This is a genomic window from Nonomuraea sp. NPDC047529, assembly GCF_040642995.1.
Classification (GTDB): domain Bacteria; phylum Actinomycetota; class Actinomycetes; order Streptosporangiales; family Streptosporangiaceae; genus Nonomuraea.
The window spans coordinates 135,507-154,582 of the sequence record NZ_JBEYTJ010000017.1 but is presented as its reverse complement, the minus strand read 5'-3'; the positions used below and the strand labels follow the sequence as shown (position 1 = coordinate 154,582).

Genomic DNA, 19,076 nt, shown 5'->3' with positions numbered 1-19,076 from the left:
GGAGATTTCCTGGGCATGGCCTCGTGACGTGCGAAACTCCTCTACAGAGCCTGTAGAGGAGTCCGACTTTTCGAGGTCAGGAAGCGCCCTTGACAGATTTGATCAAGAGCTGCGCGACGTCCACGACTTCCAGCGTTTCCTTGGCCTCGCCGTTGTTCTTCTTCTCGTTGATCGCGTCACCGAGCATCACCATGCAGAACGGGCACGCGGTCGAGACGGTGTCGGGATTCGTGGTCAGCGCCTCGTCGACCCGCTCGGTGTTGATGCGCTTGCCGATGCGCTCCTCCATCCACATGCGCGCGCCGCCCGCGCCGCAGCAGAAGCCGCGGTCCTTGTGGCGGTGCATCTCCTGGGTCTGCACGCCGGGCACCTTCGACATGATGTCGCGGGGCTGGGAGTAGACCTTGTTGTGGCGGCCGAGGAAGCACGGGTCGTGATAGGTGATCTTCTCCTCGATCGGCGTGACCGGGGTGAGCAGACCCTCGTCCACCAGCTTCGACAGCAGCTGCGTGTGGTGCACGACCTCGTAGGTGCCGCCGAGCTGCGGGTACTCGTTGGCCAGCGTGTTGAAGCAGTGGGGACAGGTCGCGACGATCTTCTTGACGCCGGCCTCGTTGAGCGTCTCGATGTTCTGCTGGGCGAGCATGTTGAACAGGTACTCCATGCCCAGGCGGCGGGCCGGGTCGCCGGTGCACGCCTCCATCGGGCCGAGCACCGCGAACTTCACGCCCGCGATGTGCAGCAGCTCGGCGACCGCCTTGGTGGTCTTCTTGGCGCGGTCCTCAAGGGCGCCCGCGCAGCCCACCCAGAACAGGTACTCGGCGTCCTCGGGCATCTTCTCGTCGACCAGCTCGACCTCGAAGTCGAGCTCCTCGATCCAGTCGGCCCGCTTCATCTCGGACATGCCCCACGGGTTGCCCTTGTTCTCCAGGTTCTTCACCATCACCCCCGCCTCGGACGGGAACGACGACTCCACCATGACCTGGTAGCGGCGCATGTCGAGGATGTGGTCGATGTGCTCGATGTCCACCGGGCACTGCTCGACGCACGCGCCGCAGTTGGTGCACGACCACAGCACGTCGGGGTGGATGACGCCGTCCTCGCCGACGAGCGGCTTCTCCAGCAGCGCGAGCACGTCGGTGCCGGCGTGCTCGTTGCTCGCGGCCATCAGGTACGGGGCCACCTTGAAGGCGTGGTCGCGCTGGTCGAGGATGAGCATCTTCGGCGAGAGCGGCTTGTCGGTGTTCCAGGCCGGACACTGCGACTGGCAGCGGCCGCACTCGGTGCAGGAGTAGAAGTCGAGGAAGCCCTTCCAGGTGGTGTCGCCGATCTTGCCGCGGCCCAGGCGTTCGGCGTCGAGCTCCTCGTCCTCGAAGTCGACGAGCTTGCCGTCGACGCGCAGCTCCGAGGCGGCGCCGAGGCCGTCGGGACGCCGGGAGAAGAGCACGTTGAGCGGCGCGGTGAAGATGTGCAGGTGCTTGGAGTTCACCACGATGACCAGGAACACCAGCATGAAGCCGATGTGCAGGAGCAGCGCGATCTCCTCCAGCAGCGGGCTCGCCGGCAGCGCGTCGCCGAGCGCCAGGGAGACGAAGGCGCCGGAGGAGTAGGGGAAGTTGCCGTTGGCCGCCGAGGCGCCGCGGGCCAGGAACAGCGTCCAGATGATGTTGAAGATCATGAACAGGACGAGCCACGCGCCGCCGAGGTGCGAGCCGGAGAAACGCGACTTGCGGCCCAGCGTCTTGGGCGAGTTCTTGACCCGGATGATCGCGAAGGCGACCAGCCCGAGCAGACACGCGACCGCGATGAAGTCCTGGAGGAAGCCGAGCACGCCCCAGGTCCCGATGAGCGGGATGTGGAAGTCGGGCTCACCGGTGATGGCGCCCTGGATGATCGCGCCGTACGCCTCGATGTAGACGGTCAGCAGGATGAAGAACGCCCACATGACGAAGAAGTGGGCGATGCCCGAAGGCGTCCACTTCAGCAGCTTCTTCTGGCCGAAGACCTCGACGAGCTGGGCCTTGAGCTCATCGGCGGCGTGCTCCTTGGCGTACTCGACGCGTTCGGGCGCCGGTGGCCCCGAGGTCGCCAGCTTGAACAGGAACAACACCCTGCGGCCGGCGACGGCCACCGCCAGGACGGTCATGACCAGCCCGATGATCGCTACCCAGAGCACGGGGTCCTCCCACAGACGACGATGGCTGCCAGCATACGGACACGTGTTTTCCAGGAATCTTACCGGCCAGTAACTTCCCGGGACGACACCTATACCCTAAGGTCAGTGCCCTATACCGAACAATGCTCTACGCCGTGAAGTACCTCTGGATGGTCGGCGCGATCAGCTCGACCAGCTCTTCCGGGTCCGCGCCGGCCAGTGGCTCCAATTTGATCACGTAGCGGGCCATGATGAGGCCGTACATCTGGGCGAACGCGGCCTCGATCCGCAGGTGCGGCACGCCGAGGCTGTCGGCCACCTGGAAGAGCAGGGCGTTCGTGATGAACTCGCGGAACATCGCCGCGGCCTGCTCGTTCGTCAGCGCCGAGCGGATCAGGGCGATCATCGGCTCGCGGGTCTCCGGCTCGGCGGTCACGCCGAGGATCGTCCGCACCAGCCGCTCGCCGATCTCCTCGCGCGGGCCGTCCAGCAGCATCGGGACGATCTCGTCGGGGGTGATCGGCAGTTGCAGGGCCGCCGCGAACATGCCCTCCTTGGTCTCGAAGTAGTGGTGCACCAGAGCCGGGTCGACCTTGGCCTCCCGCGCGATCCCGCGCACCGTGGCCTTGTCGAAGCCCTTCTCGGCGAACACCCGCCGCGCCGCCGCCAGGATCTCGCCGCGCGTGTCGGCGGACCCGGGCCTGCGTCCGGGCCGGCGTCGTACGTCGGTCATGGCCGCGCCCCGCCGGTCACCGGCCCACCGCCAGGTACACCCGCATCGGCACCGACAGCACGCCCTCGGGGAAGACCTTCCCCAGCTCCCCCCGCTGCCGGGCGACCAGCCCGTCAGCCGCCTCCGGCGACAGCGCCGCCATGTACGAGTGGGACCGCAGATCGAGCAGGAAGTCCTCGATGCCGACCAGCCTCGTCCACGGGATCCAGCGCTCCTCGACCACCTCGAAGGCCGCGGCGATGGGCGGCACCGACCACTCCTCGACCGCCGGCCCCCAGTACGTGGGCACCGCCTCGGCCAGCCGCGCCTCGTAGGCGGCCAGCCAGTCGGCCTGCGCCGCGTGGTGGAGGTTCCAGCAGCCCACGATCGCGCCGCCGGGCCGCAGCACCCGCCTGGCCTCGGCGATCGAGACGACGGGGTCGAGCCAGTGCCACGACTGGGCGTACGTCACCAGGTCGGCCACCCCGCCGGCCAGCGGCAGCGCGTTGCCGTCGGCGATCAGCGCCGTGACGGCCGGCGGCTCGCCGTCGATCCGCGTGACCAGCCGGGCCAGCATCTCCGCGCCCGGGTCGACCGCGATCACCTGCGAGCCGCGGGCCCGCAGCGCGTGCGTCAGGATGCCCGTGCCCGCGCCCACGTCGACCGTGGTGGCGCCGTCGAGCTCGACCCCGGTGATCTCGGTGAGCGCGCGGAACATCTCGTCGGGATAGGTCGGGCGGCCCGCGTCGTAGGCGTCGGCCACGCTGTCGAAGACCCTGGCGAGGTCTCTGGTCGGCCCCACGTTCCTGGTCGGCCCCACGTTCATCGGGACGCCGCCAGGTGCAGCCGGGCGAAGGCCAGCGCCTCGGCCAGGTCGTCGACGCGCTCGGTGCGGCTGGCCGCCTTGCGGGTGTTGATCTCCAGCACCACCAGGCCGCCGTAACCGGAGGTCGCCAGGCGTTCCAGCATCTGCGCGCACGGCTGGTTGCCCCTGCCGGGGACCAGGTGCTCGTCCTTGTTCGTCACGCCCATGCCGTCGGCCAGGTGGAGGTGGGCCAGCCGGTCGCCGAGCTTGGTGGCCATCTCCATGGCGTCGGAGCCGGACACGGCGGTGTGCGACAGGTCGAGGGTGACCTGCGGGAAGTCGTAGTCGATCGGGTTCCAGTCGGGCGAGTACGGCACCACGTCGTTGCCCCTGGCGCGCAGCGGGAACATGTTCTCGACCGCGAACGTGACCGCGGTCTCGTCACGCATGCGGGCCAGGCCGTTCTCGAAGTCGCGCGCGTAGTCGCGCTGCCAGCGGAACGGCGGGTGCACCACGACGGTCGAGGCGCCGAGGCGCTCTGCGGCCTTCTGCGCCCTGACCAGCTTGGCCCAGGGGTCCCTGCCCCAGACCCGCTGCGTCACGAGCAGACAGGGCGCGTGGATCGCCAGGACGGGCACCTGATAATGCTCCGACAGCCGCTCGATCACGTCGATGTCCTGGCTCACCGGATCGGCGCCGACCATGATCTCGACACCGTCGTAGCCCAGGCGCGCGGCCAGTTCGAACGCGTCGGGAGTGCGTTCTGGATATACCGAAGCGGTGGACAATGCGATCTTCGCATTGGGCACGCGGATGACATCAGCCACGTTGCCAGCCTAAGCCGGAGAAGCGCCTCTGGCGCGTGAGCCCCACCAGATAGCCCTACCCAACCCCCCATCCCACCCCAAAGACGCTCCCCCACACCCCACTACGGTTGGGACCATGCCACGGATAGCCAGAGGCGCGATCCCGAGCCCGAACATCTGGAACACCCCCCAGGTCTACGAGCTGGAGAACCGCGCCGTCGACCCCCAGGGCGCGGCCGACGCCGCGATGCGCGAGCTGCGCCCCTGGGCCGGCGCGACCGTGCTCGACATCGGCTGCGGCACCGGCTACCACCTGCCCGTCCTGGCCGCCGACGCGGCCGCCGTGATCGGCGTCGAGCCCCACGGCGACCTGGCCGGCCTGGCCCGCCGCCGCTGCGCGAACCTGCCCAACGTCTCGGTGCACGCCGCCACCGCCCAGGACCTCCCGATCCCCGACGGCAGCGTCGACGTGGCCATGGCCCGCTGGGCCTACTTCTTCGGCCCCGGCTGCGAGCCCGGCCTGCGCGAGCTGTCCCGCGTCGTACGCCGCGGCGGCGCGGCCTTCGTCATCGACCTCGACGCCACCCGCGGCTCGTTCGGCCGCTGGTTCTCCCGCACGGTGCCGGCGTACTCGGCGCGCGAGGTGGAGGCGTTCTGGGTCCGCCAGGGCTGGCAGCGACGGCCGCTCGACCTCACGATGTCCTTCGAGCGCCGGGCCGACCTGGAGGCGGTGCTGCGCATCGAGTTCGCCCCCGACGTGGCCGAGCAGGCCGTCGCCGAGACCCCCGGCCTGGAGATCTTCTACCCGAACGTGCTGCGCTGGCGCTACTTCTGAGCTCATGGCCGCACCTCGCCCGGAGGACTTGACGTTGACGTCGGTGTCAACGTTTACCTTGGACGCATGCGCATCGGGGAGCTGGCGGAACGCACCGGGGTGAGCACCCGTTCACTCCGCTACTACGAGCAGCACGGCCTGCTCTCGGCCAGACGCGGCCCCAACGGCTACCGCGAGTACGCCGAGGAGGACGTCAAGCTGGTGTCCGAGATCCGGTCGTTGCTCTCGGTCGGCTTCACGCTGGAGGACACCAGGCCGTTCGTCGACTGCCTGCGCTCGGGCCACAGCTCGGGCGGCTCCTGCTCGGAGTCCGTCGAGGTCTACCAGCGCAAGATCATGCAGATCGACGAGGAGATCCGCGTGCTGCTCGCCCGCCGCGCCGAGGTCGCCGCCCAGCTCGCCCAGTCGTGCCCGGGCTGTTTCGTAAGGGGAGACAAATGATCACGTTGACCACCGACAACTTCGAGGAGCAGGTGCTCAAGAGCGACCAGCCGGTGCTGGTCGACTTCTGGGCCGAGTGGTGCCCGCCGTGCCGCATGGTGGCCCCCGTCCTGGACGAGATCGAGGCCGAGCACGGCCTGGCCATCGGCAAGCTCAACACCGACGAGAACCCCGAGATCATGTCCCGCTACGGCGTCATGGGCCTGCCCACGCTGCTGCTGTTCGAGAACGGCGAGCCCGTCAGGCAGATCGTCGGCGCCCGTCCCAAGCGCCTGCTGGTGCAGGAACTGGGCCTGTCGCGGTAGTCGAGGATTGTCGGCACGGGCCGCTAGCCTGCTCGACATGGCCAAGACAGCGCAGAAGCCCGGTTACCGCTGTGCCGAGTGCGGCTGGCGCACGAGCAAGTGGGTCGGCAGGTGCGGCGAGTGCCAGGCGTGGGGCACTGTCGACGAGGAGGGCGCGCGCGCCGGGGTCAGCGTCGTCCAGGGCGGCGCGACCACCGGGCCCGCGCTGCCCATCGGCCAGGTCAAGGCCGAGGTGGCCACGGCCCGCACGACCGGGGTGAGCGAGCTCGACCGGGTGCTCGGCGGCGGCCTGGTGCCCGGCGCGGTGGTGCTGCTGGCCGGCGAGCCCGGCATCGGCAAGTCCACGCTCCTGCTGGAGGCCGCGGCCCGCATCGCCGAGCGCACCACCGTCCTCTACGTGACGGGCGAGGAGTCGGCGGCCCAGGTCCGCCTGCGGGCCGACCGCATCGGCGCCATCCAGGACAATCTCTACCTCGCCGCCGAGACCGAGCTGTCGGCGCTGATCACCCACATCGACAAGGTCGAGCCGAGGCTGCTGGTGGTCGACTCGGTCCAGACGATCGGCTCGGCCCAGGCCACGGGCGTGCCCGGCGGCGTGACCCAGGTGCGCGAGGTGGCCGCCAACCTGGTGCGCCTGGCCAAGGAGCGCAACCTCGCCACGGTCCTCGTCGGCCACGTCACCAAAGAGGGCTCGATCGCCGGCCCCCGCACCCTTGAGCACCTGGTCGACGTCGTGCTCAGCTTCGAGGGCGACCGCCACTCCAGGCTGCGCATGGTCCGCGCGATCAAGAACAGGTTCGGCCCCACCGACGAGATCGGCTGCTTCGACCTGCACGAGCGCGGCATCGAGGGCATCACCGACCCCAGCGGGCTGTTCGTCTCCCGGCGCACCGAGCCGGTCGCCGGCACCTGCGTCACCGTCACCGTCGAGGGCACCCGCCCGCTGCCCGCCGAGGTGCAGGCGCTCGTGGCCCGCACCGAGGCCCAGCAGCCGCGGCGATCGTCCTCCGGGCTCGACACCTACCGCGTGCAGATGATCCTCGCCGTGCTGGAGCGCCGGCTCAACGCCCGGCTCGGCGGCTGCGACGTGTTCACCGCCACCGTGGGCGGCATCAAGCTGGCCGATCCCGCCGTCGACCTGGCGGTGATGCTCGCCGTCGCGAGCGCCGCGGGCGACAAGCCGCTGCCGGCCGGGCTGGTGGCGCTCGGCGAGGTGGGCCTGGCGGGCGAGCTGCGCCCGGTCAAGGACGTGCGCAGGCGGCTGACGGAGGCGGCCAGGCTGGGGTTCAAGCGGGCGCTCGTCCCCGCCGGATCCCTCGAAACGGGCACCGGGAAACGCAACGGGCAGCGGGCTCTGGTGCCTGTGGGGCCCGTCGCGTTCGCCCCCGGGTTCGAGGTCGTCCAGGCCGAGAACGTCTGGGACGCACTCACGCACGTCACATAGCACGGCTAAGCTGGGCGTGACCAATCGACACGGGGGTCAGGTGGACAGGAGTCTTGACGACCGCCGTCGCGACGCTTTGGCCGCTGTGGCGCCGGGCACTCCGCTGCGCGACGGCCTTGAGCGCATCCTGCGCGGGCAGACCGGCGGGCTGATCGTGCTCGGCCACAACCGGACCGTCGAGGAGGTCTGCAGCGGCGGCTTCGAGCTCGACGTCGAGTTCTCGGCCACCCGCCTGCGCGAGCTGGCCAAGATGGACGGCGCGATCGTGGTGAGCAACGACCAGAAGATCGTGCGCGCGGCCGTGCACCTCGTCCCCGACCCCGCGATCCCCACCGACGAGTCGGGCACCCGCCACCGCACCGCCCAGCGCGTGGCCAGGCAGACGGGCCTGCCCATCATCGCGATCAGCAAGTCCATGCGGATCATCGCCCTCTACCTCGACGGCATCCGCTACGTGCTGGAGGAGTCGGCGGCCATCCTGTCCAAGGCCAACCAGGCCCTGGCCACCCTTGAGCGTTACAAGCACCGGCTCGACGAGGTCTCCGGCACCCTGTCGGCGCTGGAGATCGAAGACCTGGTCACCGTGCGCGACGTGTCGGCGGTGGCCCAGCGTCTGGAGATGGTCCGGCGCATCTCCGACGAGATCAAGGGCTACGTGGTCGAGCTCGGCACCGACGGGCGGCTGCTGTCGCTGCAGCTCGACGAGCTGGTGGCGGGCGTCGACTCCGAACGCGAGCTGGTCGTGCGCGACTACCTGCCGGCCCCCGCGAGCCGCCGCCAGAAGCGCCTGACCGAGGCCCTCCACGACCTCGACCACCTGTCGGGCGGCGAGCTGCTCGACCTCTCGGCCGTGGCGCACGTGCTGGGCCACGGCGGGGCCGAGCGGCTCGACAGCCCGGTGAGCCCGCGCGGCTTCCGGCTGCTGGCCAAGGTGCCCCGGCTGCCCGCCACGGTGGTCGACCGCCTGGTCAACCACTTCGGCGGCCTGCAGAAGCTGCTGGCTGCCAGCATCGACGACCTGCAGGAGGTGGGCGGCGTCGGGGAGTCGCGCGCCCGCAGCGTCCGCGAGGGCCTGTCGCGCCTCGCGGAGTCCTCGATCCTCGAACGTTACGTCTGAGCGGGCCGCCCCGGTCAGCGCAGGTGGAAGACGCCCTTGCCGCTGCGCAGCGCGCCCATGCGGGCGGTGGCCACGTACGTGCCGGGCAGGGCGGCGGCCGGGGTCGAGCGGCAGTCGGTGCTCGACCGGCGCCGGTCCCACTCCAGGGTCCGCACGTACGGAACCCCGCGCTGCAACTCCCTGACCTCGGTGCCCAGCCCGCTGACGCAGTCGGCGGTGGACCAGATGCGGTCGGCGCCCGAGGTGATGCGGATCTCCATGGCCCGCGGCCCGACGTCGGCCGTGCACATCACCGGCCCGGTGTTGACCAGCGTGACGATGAAGGTCGGCCGCGTCGCGCCCGTGTAGATCGGCTCCTTGCCGCCCTGGAGGCTCAGCACCAGGCTGTCCTGCGGGCACGGCTCCCCCGGCCGTCTGGGTTTGACGGCCGGGCTCTCCTTGGGCGCCGGGGTGGGCGAGGGGCTGGCCGTCCCCATGGCGAGCGTGCGCAGGCCGGCCAGCAGCGGATCGGTGGCGGGCGTGGCGCTCGGTGAGCTCTGCGCGTTGGACGGTCGTTCCGGCCCGGAGCCCCCGCTGGAGCACGCCCACGCCACCACGGCCACCACGACGAGAACGGCCACCAGCACGCTCATGCGACGCCGCCAGTAGACGTCACCGCCGTCGCCACCCATCGAATCCGGATCCATAGGCACAGCATGGTAATTGATCGGCTACCAACAGTGACGACACGCCGAACGAGTCCGTCTCCGAATACGCTTGACCCCGTGGTTGAGCCGAACCTCCTGCACGCCCCCGTTCTGGAGTGGTACGAGGGCAACGCCCGAGACCTCCCCTGGCGCGCTGACGACGCGACCCCGTGGGGGGTGCTGGTCAGCGAGATCATGCTCCAGCAGACCCCGGTCGTCCGCGTCCTGCCGGTGTGGCTGGAGTGGATGGCCCGCTGGCCCACGCCCAAGTCGCTGGCCGCCGAGCCGCCGGGCGAGGCCGTACGGCATTGGGGCAGGCTCGGTTATCCGCGCCGGGCGCTGCGGCTGCACGCCTGCGCCCGTGCCATCGCCGACGAGCACGGCGGCGAGGTGCCCGACGACCACGCGACCCTGCTGGCGCTGCCGGGCATCGGTGAGTACACCGCCGCCGCGGTCGCCAGCTTCGCGTACGGCGGCCGGCACGCCGTCCTGGACACCAATGTGCGCCGGGTGTTCGCGCGGGCCGTACGCGCCGAGGAGTACCCTCCCACGGCCACCTCCGCGGCCGAGCGGCGGCTGGCCGAGTCGCTGCTGCCCGAGTTGGGCGCGGCCCGCTGGGGCGTGGCCGTGATGGAGCTGGGCGCGCTGGTCTGCACGGCCCGCGCGCCGCGCTGCGCCGACTGCCCGATCGCCGACCTGTGCGCGTGGCGGCTGGCCGGCAAACCGCCGCACACCGGCCCCGTCCGCAAGGGCCAGACGTACGCCGGCACCGACCGCCAGTGTCGCGGCCGCCTGCTCGCGGTGCTCCGCGCGGCCCACGGCCCGGTGCCGAAGACGGCCCTCGACGTGGTGTGGGACGACGCGGTCCAGCGCGAACGCGCACTCGACGGCCTGGTCACCGACGGCCTGGCCGAGGTGCTCGACGACGGCACGTACCGCCTGCCGCACTCCTGAGCCGGCCGGGCCGCCCGCTAGGCCATCCACGGGGGCACGGTGCGGTCCGTGCCCTTCGGGGCCAGGTCGCAGGCGTCGGGCGCGGACTCGCCGCCGGGGTTGTAGACCTCGACCCCCGCGGGCGCGACGACGATCGAGACGAACCCCCGCCCGGGGGCGGCGAACATCCGCCGGCTCACGTCGGCGGGCAGGACCATGGTGTCGCCCGGCCCCACCTCGAACCGCTCGCCGCCCAGCTCGACGACCGCGCCGCCCTCCAGCCAGGTCCACACCTGCTCGCCGGCGGCGGCGTGCACCGGGCCCTCCATGCCGGGGTTGGCGTCCACGCGCCACATGGCCACCCCCGCCCGCCCCTGGGTGGGCGAGGCGAGCGTGGTCATCAGGGCGTTGGGCGTACGGACTTCACGGGCGTCGGCGGACATGACGACTGGCATCGCACGAACTCCTTGGGTTCTCGGCTGGAACGTTCCTGATGGCGATCACGCGATCCACGGCGGGGTGCCGACGTCGGTGCCGTCGGGCATGATGGCCCTGGCCCCGGCCGCGGCGGTGACGACGGCCGTGTAGCCGGCGTCCGGGTCGGCCAGCACCCTGCGCAGCACGCGGGCCGGCATGACCACGGTGTCGCCCGCGGACACCACGAACCGCTCGTCACCCAGCTCGACGGTGGCCCCGCCGGAGAGCCAGCTCCACACCTGCTCGGTGTCGATGTCGTGCCGGGGCCCTGCGACGCCCGGCTTGGCGTCGACCCGCCAGAGCGAGCACGAGGCCCCGCCCTGCGTCGGCGAGGCGAAGGTGGTCATGACCCCGCCCGGCGTCTCGGAGCGCCGGGAATCCGCGTCACGAATGACAGACACGATGCGACCCCTTAAGATAGGTAACTACGTTGTCTATATAGTTAACCAGGTTGTCTATCGTGTCAAGCGACACCCCGGGCTTCGAACTGCCTCTGCGGCTTCTGCTCGCCTTCCGCACGCTCATCGACGAGCTGCACGCCGAACTGGCCCGCCAGGGCCATCCGGACATGCGCCCGAACCACGGATTCGTCATGCAGGCGATCGGCCCACGCGGCACGACCGCCGTCGACCTGGGCCGTACCCTGGGCGTCTCCAAGCAGGCCGCGGGCAAGACGATCGAGGCCCTGGAACGCGTCGGCTACGTCGAGCGCACCAGGGACGACGCCGACACCCGGCGCAAGATCGTGCGCCTCACGCCCCGCGGCGTCGACGCGCTCGACCGTTCAGCGCGGATCTTCGACGACCTGCGCGCCCGTTGGGCCGCGGAGCTGGGCGAGGACCGCCTGCGGGCCCTGGAGTCGGACCTGCGCAGGATGACGCCGGCGAACGTGTGGCGCCTGGACACGCCAGGCTGGTTCGCCGGCCTCTGAGGGGATCAGGGGGTCAGGCGGCCAGTTGCAGGCCGAGGCTGGTCAGGTTCGTACGGGCCCAGGCCAGCTCCTCGGCCAGCAGCGACACCAGCGCGCCCGGCCCCTTCGCCCGCCCCGGCACGAACAGGTTGTGCGTCTCGACCTCGATGTGCGCGCTCCCGCTGACCGCGCCCGACAACATCGCCGTCAGCGTGTCGTGCAGCACCGCGCCGGTGCTCGGCGTCTCGCCCGTGTGGTTGTGCACGTGCCCCAGCTTGACGACGGGCGCGCCGGCCTCCGCCAGGCCCTTCAGTGCCGCGCCGGGCTCCTCGGCCCCGCAGGCGAGGTGACAGGCGTCCAGGCACACGCCCAGGTGCTCGGAGTCGATGCCGCCCACCCGCTCCAGCGCCTGCTCGGTCGTCTCCAGGACGCAGCCCGGCCACGGCTCGAACCCGACCCTGATGGTCTTGCCGGTCACGCTGTAGATGCCGCGCAGCTCGCGGGCCAGCCGCTCCAGGCGGCGGGTGGCGATGGCGTGCAGGTCGGCGGGCCAGTCGCGGCGCCAGCCGATCGGGATCGTCGAGATGCTGCCGAACCGTACGTCGTCGGGCAGCAGGAACGCCAGGATCTTGGCCAGCGCCATGGTGTAGCGGTAGCGCTCGGGCTTGGCCCAGTCGGGGCCGGGGACCTCCTGGTTGCGGCCGCCGGTGCCGTTCAGGCTGACGACCTCCAGGCCGCGCTCCTCCAGGGAGCGGCGCAGCCGTACGAGCTCGATGCGGTCGGCCGTGAGGTGATCGGCGACGCCGGGCGACAGCCACAGCCCGATGCCCATCCGCTCCACGCCCAGCCTCTTGCGCACCGGCACCGCGTAGCGGGTCAGGTGGGCGATCAGGTTCTCCAGGTCCTCGGCAGGATGGATACCTGCGTTGTAGGCGAGGTGAACGAGCGTTCCGTCGTTGTGACGCAGGCGCATCGGTTCCTCCACGGCTTGCTTGAGTGTTCCCGTCGCCCGCCTCAGACGCGCGAACCCTGTGAGCATGCCTGCTTCCGGGTGGCGCACGCGTCCGCCCTGAGTTGATTCCTTACTACTCCCCAGGGAGCAGCCCTGACTCTAGGAACACGCTCTTGCGGATCACTTGGATGAGACTTGGCGATGCTCTACGGAGTGTAGTACTACTAGCGGTGGCGATGTACCCAACCACCCAACAATTACGCAACAACCCCGTCTCGCAGCTTCGAACGCCCCCGCCACCATGCAGGAAGTGCCGCCCACCATAGGCGAGCCGAGATGGGACGCGGCGGCACTCAACGGTCACGAGCGAACGCACCCCAGAGCCACGCCGAAAGCCAGGGGGCCCCGAAACCGGGATATGCGCGGCGTGATGTTGGCCGGCCCCGTGCGGCGTCCGGGCTTGCTTGGCCCCGCCGCGAAGAACCGGCGTCCGGGGAACACACGGTGCTGCGGACGGTCGGGCCCGGACATGCGAAAACCCCCGCCGGGGCGGGGGTTTTCGGTGGTGCGTCGGTGCGTCGGTCAGTGCTGGATCGGCGCGGCGATCGCCGCCGCCGAGTCCGGGACCTCCGTGGTGGACTCGCCCTTGAAGACGAACTTGGCGTTGTCGCCCTCGCCCTCGATCGTCACCTTCACGACCTGCCCCGGACGGAGCTCGCCGTAGAGGATCTTCTCGGACAGGGAGTCCTCCAGCTCGCGCTGGATCGTACGGCGCAGCGGCCGCGCGCCCATGACCGGGTCGTAACCGCGGTCGGCCAGCAGCTGCTTGGCCTCGGGCGAGACGTCGAGCCCCATGTCGCGGTCCTTCAGCCTGGCGTCCACCTGGGCGAGCATCAGATCGACGATCTTGATGATCTCGTTCGGCGTCAGCTGGTGGAAGACCACGATGTCGTCGACACGGTTGAGGAACTCGGGCCGGAAGTGCTGCTTGAGCTCCTCCTGGACCTTCGCCTTCATCCGCTCGTAGTTGGACTCGGTGTCGTTGGACTTCGCGAACCCGACCCCGATGCCCTTGGAGATGTCACGGGTGCCGAGGTTGGTGGTCATGATGATGACCGTGTTCTTGAAGTCGACCACGCGGCCCTGGGCGTCGGTCAGGCGACCGTCTTCCAGGATCTGCAGCAGCGAGTTGAAGATGTCGGGGTGGGCCTTCTCGATCTCGTCGAACAGGACCACGGAGAACGGCTTGCGCCGCACCTTCTCGGTGAGCTGGCCGCCCTCCTCGTAGCCGACGTAGCCGGGAGGCGAGCCGAACAGCCTGGAGACGGTGTGCTTCTCCATGAACTCCGACATGTCCAGGCTGATCAGAGCGTCTTCGTCGCCGAAGAGGAACTCCGCCAGAGCCTTGGACAGCTCGGTCTTACCGACACCGGACGGGCCCGCGAAGATGAACGAACCACCGGGACGGCGCGGGTCCTTCAGACCGGCGCGGGTACGCCGGATGGACCGCGACAGCCCCTTGATGGCGTCGTCCTGGCCGATGATCCGCTTGTGGAGCTCGTCCTCCATGCGGAGCAGGCGCTGGGACTCCTCCTCGGTCAGCTTGAAGACCGGGATGCCGGTGGCGGTGGCCAGGACCTCGGCGATGAGCTCCTGGGTGACCTCGGCCACGACGTCCATGTCGCCGGCCTTCCACTCCTTCTCCCGGCGCTCGCGCTTGAGCTGGAGCTGCTTCTCCTGGTCGCGGAGCGCAGCGGCCTTCTCGAAGTCCTGCGCGTCGATCGCGGACTCCTTGTCGCGACGGACGTTGGCGATCTTCTCGTCGTACTCGCGCAGGTCCGGCGGAGCGGTCATCCGGCGGATGCGCATCCGGGAACCGGCCTCGTCGATGAGGTCGATCGCCTTGTCGGGCAGGTAGCGGTCGCTGATGTAGCGGTCGGCCAGCTGCGCGGCGGCCACCAGGGCGTCGTCGGTGATGGACACGCGGTGGTGGGCCTCGTAGCGGTCGCGCAGGCCCTTGAGGATCTCGATCGTGTGGCTGAGAGAGGGCTCGGCCACCTGGATCGGCTGGAAGCGGCGCTCCAGCGCGGCGTCCTTCTCAAGGTACTTGCGGTACTCGTCGAGGGTGGTGGCGCCGATCGTCTGCAGCTCGCCACGGGCCAGCATCGGCTTGAGGATGCTGGCGGCGTCGATCGCGCCCTCGGCGGCGCCCGCGCCGACGAGCGTGTGCAGCTCGTCGATGAACAGGATGATGTCGCCGCGCGTGCGGATCTCCTTGAGGACCTTCTTCAGGCGCTCCTCGAAGTCACCGCGGTAGCGGGAGCCGGCGACCAGGGCGCCGAGGTCAAGCGTGTAGAGCTGCTTGTCCTTCAGCGTCTCGGGCACCTCGCCCCTGACGATCTTCTGCGACAGGCCCTCGACGACGGCGGTCTTGCCGACGCCGGGCTCGCCGATCAGCACCGGGTTGTTCTTGGTCCTCCGGGAGAGGACCTGCATGACCCGCTCGATCTCCTTCTCACGGCCGATGACCGGGTCGAGCTTGCCCTCGCGGGCCGCCTGGGTCAGATTACGGCCGAACTGGTCGAGCACCAGGGACGTGGACGGCGCCGACTCCTGCGGACCACCCGCGGCGGCCGGCTCCTTGCCCTGGTAACCGTGGAGCAACTGGATGACCTGCTGCCGGACACGGTTGAGATCAGCTCCAAGCTTGACCAGCACCTGGGCGGCCACACCCTCACCCTCGCGGATGAGCCCGAGCAGGATGTGCTCGGTGCCGATGTAGTTGTGGCCCAGCTGCAAGGCCTCACGGAGCGACAGCTCGAGGACCTTCTTGGCCCGCGGGGTGAACGGAATGTGCCCCGACGGAGCCGACTGGCCCTGGCCGATGATCTCCTCGACCTGCTGACGCACACCCTCAAGGCTGATGCCGAGGCTCTCCAGAGCCTTGGCGGCTACGCCCTCACCTTCATGGATCAAACCAAGAAGAATGTGCTCAGTGCCGATGTAGTTGTGGTTGAGCATCCTGGCCTCTTCTTGGGCCAAGACGACAACACGCCTCGCTCGGTCGGTGAACCTCTCGAACATCTCGTCGCTCCTCACAGAGCGGTCAGTCAGGCCGGTAAATCCGGTCCCGTCATCCCGCATGCTAGCCCTGGCTCGGCGAACCGTGCCCACTGCCGCTGACACGCTCTATAGCAGAGACGTTCCCCGAGAGCAGGGCGTTCACCCTCTATCCAACTACTGTTCGGGGGTGACGTGTTCCCGATACGCCGCAAGCGAACGATGTTTAGGCGCTTCCCGGAAGCGCCTGGAATTCGACGCCCGCGGCCCAGGGCGGACCAACACGGATCGGCCATCGGACGCTGGGCGAAGCCGGCCTTGGGGTGCCCGTCCGCCCACGCATCTCGGATGCCCGCGCCCGTATCTGTTACGCAATCATCGTATGTCCTGCACCAAACCGAGTCCAAGCGCGGACGCTACGCCCTGAGCACAACGCGGCACGGAACGCACGCCACGCGTAATCCCCATCGGGTCAGCCGGGTTACCGGTCCGCCGTCCCCGTGGGGCTCCCGCGACGGGACAATGTGCGGCACAAGGGAGAGGACGCCGGTTTTCCATCGCGTCCCACCAGTCGCACGGCCACGTTTTGCGGCCGTCCGCGACGCCGTCACCGAGAAGCCCGAGAACCCCGCAGAAGACCGTAAGAAGCCGGTGCGCAAGAGGGCGGACTCAGGACGCGCCAGAAGGGCCCACCAGAAGGGCGCGGTCCGGTTTGTGTGGCGGAGCGTCACCGCTTTGCGCGTACGCCGCAGGAGCCGGGAACGGGAACTTTGCGGCGGGTGACGGCATTGGCCCGTTCCCGGCGCGGGAGGCGGCGAAGAAGCGAGCCCGCCGGGGCGCCCGGGAATTGGCACGGACGCCGCCGCAAAGCCCGGCGCGTTCCACTCCCCCACAAGACGCCTTCCACGGCGTCCTAGGAGAGCAATACGCCCACATTTGGGCGAATCAGAAGATCAACAAGTGGCCGGGAAGATTCGCGAACTCCCCACAAAAACGATCATGCGCTTATGGCGCTCGCCGGGGTCCTAGGCGAACGGCATAAGCGCATGGTCAGGAGATGGCTCTCTCGACGAGGCTCAGTGAGCCGCTTCGTACTTCTCCACGACGGTGGAGGCGATGCGGCCGCGCTCGCTGACCGGCAGACCGTGAGCCTTGGCCCACTGCCGGATCTCCGAGCTCTTCTCGCGGCTCATCGCACGGTTGCCGCCGCGACCACGGCGGCGGGCGGACACGGCTCCTGCCCTGCGGGCGTGCTGCACGAAAGGCGTGAGTGCGTCCCTCAGCTTCTTGGCGTTAACGTCGCTGAGGTCAATCTCATAGGAGGAGCCGTCAATAGCGAAGCTGACCGTCTCATTGGCCTCGCCCCCATCGAGGTCATCGATGAGAATCTCCTGGATCTGCTTGGCCATCTACGCAATCCTTTCCCGGAGCATTGTTTCATTCGCTCGCCCAAACATATACCCGGAAAGGCGCGGAGACAATTCAGCGCCACGTGGATTCGCTGACTGGCAGATCAGTTCTGGTTCTCGGCCTGATCCTGGTGGTTTGACCGGCGCCCGGCGACCTCGGAGCGCAGCAACTTCACCGCGCCAAAGATGAAGGCGCCGCCTACCACGACCGGGGGGATGAGCGCTGACAATACGTCTGTTACGGCTTCCATTCGTCCTCGCCTCCAGGGCTAGCGGGGTTTCGGGGGCGCTAAATACGCATCCCGGCGCGACCTGCGGAGCACGCCGGACGCTCATGACGCCTAGGTGACAACTCACCCGGAACCGACCATAGCCACACACAGTCGCCCTCAGGGAGCAGGGGCACCGACATCCGGCAACCCGGACGCCCCATAGCCTAATGCCAGTCTCTCCAGGCTCCTTACCGGATCAAGGGAAAATTTTGCGAAAAGGCATCTTCCCAGGTGCGGATGCCTCAACGAAGATCTTTTACCACCCGCGTTCCGGCCAGCCTGTCATGCGGCCCGCGCTCCAACGGCTTGTCGATCAGGATGAGCAGGCCGACGCCGAACAGCAGCATTCCGGCCAGCAGATTGACCACCGGAATGCCCATCAGCATGACAGGCCCGGGATAGATCAGCGCTCGTTTCAGCAGGGCCCGGCGCGGCAGGGCGTCCGGCGCCAGGCGAATCTTCATGATCGCTTGGCCGAAGGTCCGCCGGCGCAGGCAATGGGCCCGCCAGTCATAGGCCGTATAACACAGGCCGGCCAGGAACCACGCGAAGATCCCCGGGAGCCGCCCGTCGAACGCCTCCAACATCCCGACAGTTCGGAAGATGCCCCACAGCGCGATGAACAGAATGTAATAGAAGACCCCGAAGACCAGCGCCTCAATGAAGCGGGCGGCGAGGCGTTCCCACCATTCCGCGGGCACGGTGCCCGCCCACGACGGTGTCCCGGCCATATCCCACCTCACGGGGTCGGCGGTCGTCCCCCCATTTTGGTACGCCCCGCACACACAAAACAGAGGCCGGCGGGAAGCCGGCCCCTGTTTTACGCTGACGCGGGATTACTTGATCTTCACGACCACCGTGCCCGCGAACTTGTCCGCGAACGTCTGCTGCAGCGGCTTGTCCCACAGCTGCGAGGCGCCGTTGACCGCGACGCACACCCAGCCGATCAGCGCACCCAGGATCGGGATGATGCTCAGGATGTAGCCACCCCAGGTGACGCCGGCACGCTTGATCGCCATGTCGGACGCGAGCCCGCCCGGAGCCAGCGCCTGGCCCACCGGGACGACCTTGATCCCCATGACCAGCTTGCCGACCGTCTGGCCGTTCGACTTCGTCATGAAGAACTCGTAGACCACCCAGATGGCGGTCGTGACGATCGTCGACAGGATGGCGATGACGAAGGCCGACATGAAGCCGGACGTCGAGCCGGTCGCCGAGTCGTAACCGATCGCGAACAGGCCGAAGATCAGGCCGATCACGAAGTTCACGATCCCGAGGATGACGCCGTCGATGATCCTCGCGACCAGACGCTGCCACCACTCCGCCAGAGGGGCCGGAGCGCCCGGGGGCTGCACGCCGACGGGCTGACCGTAGGGCTGGCCGTAGCCGGGCTGACCGTAGGGCTGCGACTGCTGCTGCTGGCCGTATGCCTGGCCGTACTGCTGCTGGTCACCGTACTGCTGTTGCCCGTAGCCCTGCTGCTGCTCGCCGTACTGCTGCTGGGCGTAGCCCTGCTGCTGGTCGCCGTACTGCTGCTGGGCGTAGCCCTGCTGGCCCGAGGCGGGCTGCTGGCCGTAACCCTGCTGGCCGTACTGCTGCTGGGCGTAACCCTGCTGCTGGTCGCCGTACTGCTGCTGGCCGGAGGACTGCGGCTGCTGGCCGTAACCCTGCTGGCCCTGCTGCCCGTACTGGGCCTCCTGGCCATAGCCCTGCTGCTGCTGACCGTAGTCGGGCAGCGACTGGGGCTGCTGGCCGTA

At 69.2% G+C, this 19,076-nt stretch carries 19 protein-coding genes; 7 read left to right on the top strand and 12 right to left on the bottom strand.

Annotated elements, in window-relative coordinates; translation table 11 throughout:
* Window positions 1-76 precede the first annotated feature (76 nt).
* The 4 genes from ABZ815_RS26305 to ABZ815_RS26290 form a co-directional block, all read right to left on the bottom strand.
* Complete coding sequence (locus ABZ815_RS26305) at window positions 77-2,176, bottom strand: (Fe-S)-binding protein (RefSeq protein WP_357702295.1); 2,100 nt, start codon at window positions 2,174-2,176, stop codon at window positions 77-79.
* 127 nt (window positions 2,177-2,303) lie between these two features.
* Window positions 2,304-2,888, bottom strand: coding sequence for a TetR family transcriptional regulator (locus ABZ815_RS26300; protein WP_357702293.1), 585 nt, complete (start codon window positions 2,886-2,888; stop codon window positions 2,304-2,306).
* Window positions 2,889-2,904: 16 nt separating this feature from the next.
* Window positions 2,905-3,693 carry a class I SAM-dependent methyltransferase gene (locus ABZ815_RS26295; RefSeq protein WP_357702291.1) on the bottom strand — a complete coding sequence of 263 codons (789 nt, stop codon included), beginning with the start codon at window positions 3,691-3,693 and terminating at the stop codon, window positions 2,905-2,907.
* Window positions 3,690-4,499: a sugar phosphate isomerase/epimerase gene (locus ABZ815_RS26290; protein ID WP_357702289.1), complete on the bottom strand. Its 810-nt coding sequence runs from the start codon at window positions 4,497-4,499 to the stop codon at window positions 3,690-3,692. Before ABZ815_RS26290 ends, ABZ815_RS26295 begins: the two co-directional genes overlap by 4 nt.
* Before the next feature lie 115 nt (window positions 4,500-4,614).
* Between ABZ815_RS26290 and ABZ815_RS26285 the strand changes: the two genes are divergently transcribed.
* The 5 genes from ABZ815_RS26285 (at window position 4,615) to disA (ending at window position 8,620) form a co-directional block, all read left to right on the top strand.
* Window positions 4,615-5,313 (top strand): class I SAM-dependent methyltransferase, encoded by a 699-nt coding sequence (locus ABZ815_RS26285; protein ID WP_357702287.1) that lies wholly within the window; start codon window positions 4,615-4,617, stop codon window positions 5,311-5,313.
* Between the two features lie 66 nt (window positions 5,314-5,379).
* Window positions 5,380-5,754 carry a MerR family transcriptional regulator gene (locus ABZ815_RS26280; protein WP_357702285.1) on the top strand — a complete coding sequence of 125 codons (375 nt, stop codon included), beginning with the start codon at window positions 5,380-5,382 and terminating at the stop codon, window positions 5,752-5,754.
* Entirely contained in the window at window positions 5,751-6,059 is a 309-nt protein-coding gene (gene trxA, locus ABZ815_RS26275; RefSeq protein WP_357702283.1) for a thioredoxin, read from the top strand. Before ABZ815_RS26280 ends, trxA begins: the two co-directional genes overlap by 4 nt.
* A 37-nt stretch (window positions 6,060-6,096) precedes the next feature.
* Entirely contained in the window at window positions 6,097-7,503 is a 1,407-nt protein-coding gene (gene radA / locus ABZ815_RS26270) for a DNA repair protein RadA (RefSeq protein ID WP_357702281.1), read from the top strand.
* 40 nt (window positions 7,504-7,543) lie between these two features.
* The gene (gene disA / locus ABZ815_RS26265; RefSeq protein WP_357702279.1) at window positions 7,544-8,620 is read left to right on the top strand and encodes a DNA integrity scanning diadenylate cyclase DisA; all 1,077 of its coding nucleotides are present in this window, start codon (window positions 7,544-7,546) and stop codon (window positions 8,618-8,620) included.
* Window positions 8,621-8,634: 14 nt separating this feature from the next.
* Here disA and ABZ815_RS26260 read toward each other — a convergent pair whose 3' ends face one another.
* Window positions 8,635-9,306, bottom strand: coding sequence for a hypothetical protein (locus ABZ815_RS26260; protein WP_357702278.1), 672 nt, complete (start codon window positions 9,304-9,306; stop codon window positions 8,635-8,637).
* Between the two features lie 78 nt (window positions 9,307-9,384).
* Here ABZ815_RS26260 and ABZ815_RS26255 point away from each other — a divergent pair, with 78 nt between their 5' ends.
* Window positions 9,385-10,260, top strand: coding sequence for an A/G-specific adenine glycosylase (locus ABZ815_RS26255; protein WP_357702277.1), 876 nt, complete (start codon window positions 9,385-9,387; stop codon window positions 10,258-10,260).
* A gap of 17 nt (window positions 10,261-10,277) precedes the next feature.
* Here ABZ815_RS26255 and ABZ815_RS26250 read toward each other — a convergent pair whose 3' ends face one another.
* Together ABZ815_RS26250 and ABZ815_RS26245 are read right to left on the bottom strand one after the other, a co-directional pair.
* Window positions 10,278-10,694 (bottom strand): cupin domain-containing protein, encoded by a 417-nt coding sequence (locus ABZ815_RS26250; protein WP_357702275.1) that lies wholly within the window; start codon window positions 10,692-10,694, stop codon window positions 10,278-10,280.
* 45 nt (window positions 10,695-10,739) lie between these two features.
* On the bottom strand, window positions 10,740-11,117 hold the full coding sequence (locus ABZ815_RS26245) for a cupin (protein ID WP_357702273.1): 378 nt from the start codon (window positions 11,115-11,117) through the stop codon (window positions 10,740-10,742).
* Between the two features lie 59 nt (window positions 11,118-11,176).
* Between ABZ815_RS26245 and ABZ815_RS26240 the strand changes: the two genes are divergently transcribed.
* Window positions 11,177-11,647, top strand: a complete 471-nt coding sequence (locus ABZ815_RS26240; protein WP_357702271.1) for a MarR family winged helix-turn-helix transcriptional regulator — start codon at window positions 11,177-11,179, stop codon at window positions 11,645-11,647.
* A 13-nt stretch (window positions 11,648-11,660) separates the two neighbouring features.
* Here ABZ815_RS26240 and ABZ815_RS26235 read toward each other — a convergent pair whose 3' ends face one another.
* The 5 genes from ABZ815_RS26235 to ABZ815_RS26215 all read right to left on the bottom strand — a co-directional run.
* Window positions 11,661-12,599: a TIM barrel protein gene (locus ABZ815_RS26235; protein ID WP_357702269.1), complete on the bottom strand. Its 939-nt coding sequence runs from the start codon at window positions 12,597-12,599 to the stop codon at window positions 11,661-11,663.
* A gap of 561 nt (window positions 12,600-13,160) precedes the next feature.
* A complete protein-coding gene (locus ABZ815_RS26230) occupies window positions 13,161-15,662 on the bottom strand; it encodes an ATP-dependent Clp protease ATP-binding subunit (RefSeq protein WP_357702267.1) in 2,502 nt (833 codons plus the stop codon).
* A gap of 1,052 nt (window positions 15,663-16,714) precedes the next feature.
* Window positions 16,715-17,047 (bottom strand): Lsr2 family protein, encoded by a 333-nt coding sequence (locus tag ABZ815_RS26225; protein WP_125641669.1) that lies wholly within the window; start codon window positions 17,045-17,047, stop codon window positions 16,715-16,717.
* Window positions 17,048-17,561: 514 nt separating this feature from the next.
* On the bottom strand, window positions 17,562-18,050 hold the full coding sequence (locus ABZ815_RS26220; RefSeq protein ID WP_357702265.1) for an RDD family protein: 489 nt from the start codon (window positions 18,048-18,050) through the stop codon (window positions 17,562-17,564).
* A gap of 105 nt (window positions 18,051-18,155) precedes the next feature.
* Window positions 18,156-19,076, bottom strand: a 921-nt coding sequence (locus tag ABZ815_RS26215; protein WP_357702263.1) for an RDD family protein, incomplete at its 5' end; no start/stop codon positions are given.